The sequence below is a fragment of the Pseudomonas sp. MWU12-2037 genome (assembly GCF_023242345.1).
Lineage (GTDB): Bacteria > Pseudomonadota > Gammaproteobacteria > Pseudomonadales > Pseudomonadaceae > Aquipseudomonas > Aquipseudomonas gingeri_D.
On record NZ_JALLIZ010000039.1, the window covers coordinates 1 to 6230 of the forward strand.

Genomic DNA, 6230 nt, shown 5'->3' on the forward strand with positions numbered 1-6230 from the left:
CTGCTGGCTGAACTGGCGCAGCTTGGCACTCAGTGCAACGGGGAGTTCCAGCGGCAAGGTCGCACCGATATAACTCTGCACGTGTGGCCGTGGATGATCGCTCGGCAGTTCCAGCAGGCCGGGCGCACCGCTGAGGTGTTCGCTCCAGAAACGGGTCTGGGCCTGCAGGCGTTCGCCTTGCAGATGCTGTTGTTGCCAGTTGGCATAGTCGGCGTATTGCAGGGCCAGCGGTGGCAGCGGATCGTCGAGACCCTGGCTGAAGGCGCTATACAGGCGGTTGAACTCGCCGATCAGCACCGCCACGGACCAGCCATCGGAGACGATATGGTGCTGGGTGACCAGCAGGATATGCTCGTCTTCGGCCAGTTGCAGCAGGCGTCCGCGGACCAGCGGACCCTGGCTCAGGTCGAAGGCAGCGTGGACTTCGGCCTGGCCCAGTTGTTCGACCGCCAGTTCACGGGCTTCGCCTGCCAGGGCGCAGAGGTCGTGCTCGGCCAGGGTAAAGCCGATGTCTTCAGCGGCGAAGCGCTGACTGACTTTGCCGTCCTGCCGTTCGAAGGTCGTGCGCAGGCTTTCATGCCGGGCGACGATGCGGTCCAGGGCACGTTGCAAGGCGGTGCGGTCGAGCTGGCCACGCAGGCGCAGGGCGGCCGGCATGTGGTAGGCGACGCTGGCGGCATGGTCCAGCTGGTCGAGGAACCACAGGCGTTGCTGGGCCAGGGACAGTGGCAGGTCCTGGTTGCGGGATACCGCTTCAATCGGCTGGACCCGCGACTGGGCCGCCTGGTCCACGCACTCGGCCAGGGCTTGCAGGGAACTCAGGCCGAACAGGCTGCGCAGATCGATCTCGGCCCTGAGGTCCTGGTGCAGGCGGGCTTGCAGTTGCACGGTGAGCAGCGAGTGGCCGCCGAGTTCGAGGAAGCCGTCGTGACGGCCGACCTGATCCAGGCCGAGCAGGCTTTTCCAGATCCCGGCGATGGCGACTTCAGTGTCGCCTTGCGGTGCCTCGTAGATCTTGCTGGCCAGGGATTCCAGGCCAGGAGCGGGCAGGGCGCGGCGGTCGAGCTTGCCGTTGGCGGTCAGCGGCAGGGCGTCCAGATGGACGAAGGCGCTCGGCACCATGTACTCGGGCAGGTGTTTGAGCAGCTCGCTGCGCAGCTGTTCGGCGGACGCCGGCTTGCCGCACAGGTAGGCCACCAGGCGCTGGTCTTCTCGGGCGATGACCACGGCCTCGGTGACGCCGGCACAGTTCAGCAGCACATTTTCGATTTCACCCAGTTCGATACGGAAACCGCGGATCTTCACCTGGAAGTCGTTACGGCCCAGGTACTCCAGGGTGCCGTCGGCCAGCCAGCGGCCAAGGTCACCAGTTTTGTAGAGGCGGGCATGCGGGGCGTCGGAGAAACGGTCGGCGATAAAACGTTCCGCGCTCAGTTCGTCGCGATTGAGGTAACCACGGGCCACACCGGCACCGCCGATATGGATTTCCCCGGCCACGCCCAGCGGTGCGGGTTCGCCACGGGCATCGAGGACGTACACCTGGACATTGGCAATCGGCCGGCCGATGCTCGGTTTTTCACCGAGGTCACGGATCAGGTCGATGGTGGCGTCGACCGTGCATTCGGTCGGGCCGTACATGTTGTAGAAGCGGATGGTCGGGCAGTTGCGCAGCTTTTCCCAGGTGCTGGCGTTGATCGCTTCGCCACCCAGCAGCACGCTGATCGGCTGGTAGCTGCTGCGTTCCAGCAGGCCGGCGGAGAGCAGGGTATCGAGCTGCGACGGGGTCGAGTCGAAGGCATGCACCCGGTGCTGTTCAAGGAAGTCCAGCAGCTCGCCGCCACTGGCGCGGATCAGTTGCGGGATGATCACCAGCTTGTGGCCGGAGAACAGCTGCGAGATGCCCTTGATCGACATGTCGAAGAAGAAGCCGGCGTTAAGGGCAACGGTCGCTGGCGTCGGGCAATGCCGGTGGGTGGTGCGGGTCAGCACGTTCCAGAAGTTGAACACCGAACGGTGTTCGACCATCACGCCCTTGGACTGGCCGGTGGAACCGGAGGTGTAGATGACATAGGCCAGGTTTTCCGGCGTCAGGCCCGCGACCGTTGGGTTGGCATCGAAAGCCTCATCGTCAGTGGCACGTAGCGACTCGGCGGTATCGAGCAGCAACAGCGGCGTGTCGCCAGCCGGTAGCGTGAGCGCTGTCTGAGTCAACAGCGCCCGCGGCTGGCTGTCCTGCAGCATGAAGGCCATGCGGTCGGCCGGGTGGGCCGGGTCGATAGGCACATAGGCCGCACCGGCCTTGAGCACACCCAGCAGGCCGACAATCATGTCCAAGCTGCGTTCGGCGCAGATGGCCACGCGTTCGTCCGGCTGTACACCAAGGGCCAGCAGTTGCCGGGCCAGATGGTTGGCGCGGCGGTTGAGCTGGCGATAGCTCAGTTGCCGGTCTTCGCAGACCAGGGCCACGGCCTCGGGGTTAGCGCGGACCTGGGTTTCGAACAGGGCATGGATCGGCTCTGCGGGGGCAAACGCGGTAGCGGTGTTGTTGAAGCTGTTGAGCAGCAGTTGCCGCTCGGCTTCGGGCACGACGTCCAGGCTGCTGGCCAGACGTGCCGGGTCTTGCTCAAGCGCCTCGACCAGCTCGGCAACGGCCTGGCCAAGATAGGCGGCGATACGGTGCGGGTCGATGCCTTCGATGGCCTGGGCGGTCAGGGAGAAATCGACACCCTCATCCGCAACCGCCACTTCAATCGGGTAGTTGGTGCGCGCTTCGTTGCTCAGGAAGCGCACGCCGTCCCAGGCCAGTACCTGATCCTGGTTGGCCAGGGAGCCGCCATCGCTCGAATGACGATAGTTGAACAGGCTGGTGAACAGCGGCAGGCCTGCGGCCACCCCGCTGCAACGTTGGGCCAGGGCCAGGGAGGCCTGTTCGTGGACCAGCATTTCACTGAGGTCGCGATAAGTCTCGTCCACCAGCGCGGCGACACCGAGCTGGGCCAGTTGCACCCGCACCGGCAGGGTGTTGATAAACACCCCGAGGGCGCGATCAGCCCCGGCCGAGCCTTGCAGACGCCCGGCGACCACGGTGCCGAACACCACATCGTCGCGGTCGGTGCAGCGTCCGAGCACCTGGGCCCAGGCAATATGGAACAACACCGCCGGCGTAACCCCGGCGGCCTGCGCACGGGCGCGGACCTTGTGGCTCAGGGCCGGATCGAGGCGCACGCTGGTTTCCGTTACCCGGGCACCGTCGCCCTGGACATCCAGCACGCCAAATGGCGCGGTCGGCTCATCGACAGTGGCCAGGCGGCGGCTGAAGTAGGCTTCGTGGACCTCGGCCGGCGTGGCGAGGATCTGTGCGACAAACTCGCGATAGGGTTGCGGGGCCGGCAGCTCGGTTGCCTGACCCAGCATCAGGGCGCGGATTTCCTCGAGCACGATCCCGAGGGACACGTGGTCGCTGATCATATGGTGGTCGAGCAGGGCCAGCAGCCAGCGCTCGGAGTGCGGATCGCGGGCGATGCAGGCACGCATCAGCGGTGCCTGTTGCAGGTCCAGGCGCAAGTGGCGTGGATCGCTCAGGCGTTCCAGCTGGCGGCGCGGGTCTTCGTCCGGTGTCAGGGTGAGGGTCTGGATCGGCAGTTGGGCCCGGCGATGGACCACTTGCACCGCTTGGGGCTGGCCGACCCAGTGCACTGCGCTGCGCAGGATGTCATGGCGGTCGATCACTGTTTGCAAGGCTTCGATAAAGGTATCGAGGCGCTGGCGATCATCAAACTCGATCAGCGAGCGCACCAGGTAGGCGTCGCCCTCGTGGCCCAGCAAGTGATGGAAGAGGATGCCTTGCTGCAGTGGCGCCAGCGGGTAGATGTCCTGGATATTGGCGGCCCCCCCGGGAACGGCGGCGACGATCCGTTCCAACTGGGCGGCGCTCAGTGCCACTAGCGGCAACATCTCCGGGGTCAACTGGGTGCAATCGGCCGGGATACGGTTGGCCGGGGCCTGGAACAGGGCCTGGCCGTCGCGGCTGATGGCCTGGGCCATTTCCCGCACGCTGGGGGCGGTGAACACGGTGCGCACGCTGGCGTTGAGACCGTGCTGGCGCAGGCGGTCGATCAAGCTGACGGCCAACAGCGAGTGGCCGCCGAGCTCGAAGAAACGGTCATGACGGCCGACCTGCTCGATGCCCAGCAGGTCCTGCCAGACAGCCGCGACAATCTGTTCGATCTCGCCGCGCGGTGCCTCGTAGGCACGGCTGGCGAAGGCGTCCTGTCCCGGCGCGGGCAGGGACAGACGGTCCAGCTTGCCGTTGGGAGTCAAGGGCATGGCTTCCAGGTGCACATAGGCACTCGGCACCATGTAATCCGGCAGGGCTTCGAGCAAGGCGGCACGCAATTGTTCAACCGGTACCGGTTCACCGCACAGGTAGGCGATCAGGCGTTTGCTGTCGGACTGGCCGGGTTTGCTTTCCCGGGCCACCACCACGGCTTCGCGGACACCGGCGCAGGCGGCGAGCACGGCTTCGATCTCGCCCAGTTCGACACGGAAACCACGAATCTTCACCTGGTCGTCGTTACGGCCCAGGTATTCCAGGGTGCCATCGGCGCGCCAGCGACCAAGGTCGCCGGTCTTGTACAGGCGGGCGTCGGGGTCGGTGGTGAACGGGTCGGCGATAAAGCGCTCGGCACTCAGTTCGGCACGGTTGAGATAGCCTCGGGCCACGCCCACGCCACCGATATGCAGTTCCCCGGCCACACCCAGCGGCGCCAGCTGGCCGGCGGCATCCAGTACATGCAATTGGGTATTGCGCACCGGCTTGCCGATGGAGCGGAAATCCTCGTTGTCACGCTCCATCAGGCGGATCGAGGCGTTGACCGTGGCTTCGGTCGGACCATAGGCGTTGAACAGTGCCGGGCGATGGCCCTCACGTTCGAACCACTGGGCCACGGCCTGCTTGCCCACGGCTTCGCCGCCGATCATGAATTGGCGCAGGGAGGTCGGCAGCGCCACATCGGCGTCGCGGCTGACCTGTTGCCAGAACACCGTCGGCAGGTTGGCCACGGTGATCGCGTACTGCTCGCACAGGGCGGCAAAGGCCGCGGTGCCGGCGATCCAGGCATCGCTGCGCAGCACCAGGGTGGCGCCGGACAGCAGCGCGCCGAAGATCTCTTCCACCGACATGTCGAAGGTCATGGTGGCGAATTGCAGGACGCGGTCCTGCGGATTGAGGCCGTAGCGCTCTTGCAGGGCACCGATCTGGTTGCACACCGAACGGTGTTCGAGCATGACCCCTTTCGGCTTGCCGGTGGAACCGGAGGTGTACATCACATAGGCCAGGTGCCGTGAGGTCAGGCCGCTGATCCGCGGGTTGGCGTCGTTGCCCGGGGTGTCTTCCAGCCGCAGATGGGGGATCGACAGCGGCGGCAGCTGTTCGGCCAGATTGCCCTGGCTCAACAGTACCCGTGGAGAACTGTCGTCGAGCATGTGTTGCAGGCGGTCCTGCGGGTAGTTCGGGTCGAGCGGCACGTAGGCGCCGCCGGCCTTGAGGATGGCGAGGATACCGACGATCATTTCCGGGCTGCGTTCCACCAGCAGGGCCACGCGCTCATCCGGGTTCAGGCCGGCGGCGATCAGGCGATGGGCGATACGGTTGGCCCGGGCGTTGAGTTCGGCATAGCTGAGGGCGATACCTTCGGCCTGAACGGCAATCGCCTCGGGACGTGCCTTGACCTGCTGTTCGAAAACTTCCTGCAACAGCAGGCCTTCAGGGAACGGCACCAGGGCCGGATTGAAATTGCCGAGCAGTTCGCGGCGCTGTTGGTGATCCAGCAATGGCAGGCTTGCCAGCGGTTGCGAGGCATCCTCGAGCAGGGCGTCAAGCAGGTGCAGCAGATGACGGCTCCAGCGGGCGATGGTGCTTTCGTCGAACAGATCGGTGGCGTATTCGAACTGGCCGTGAATGCTTTCACCGTCGTCGTTGAGCGACAGGCTCAGGTCGAACTGGGTGGTGCCGGTGACCTGGGGCAGTGAGGTCAGTTCCAGGCCGGGCAGGGCCAGGGCCTGGTCACGGGGGGTGTTGCCGAGCACCAGCATGGCCTGGAACAGCGGGCTATGGCCGAGGCTGCGCTCCGGTTGCAGAGCTTCGACCACCTGTTCGAACGGCAGGTCCTGATGGCTGTAGGCGTCGAGGGTGGTGGCCTTGATCTGCGCCAGCAACTGGTCGACGCGAT

The 6230-nt window shown here is 65.6% G+C and carries 1 protein-coding gene; it reads right to left on the reverse strand.

What is annotated here, in order from left to right:
* The coding region (locus tag M5B42_RS31950) for a non-ribosomal peptide synthetase (protein WP_248748054.1) at positions 1 to 6230 on the reverse strand (6230 nt) is incomplete at both ends.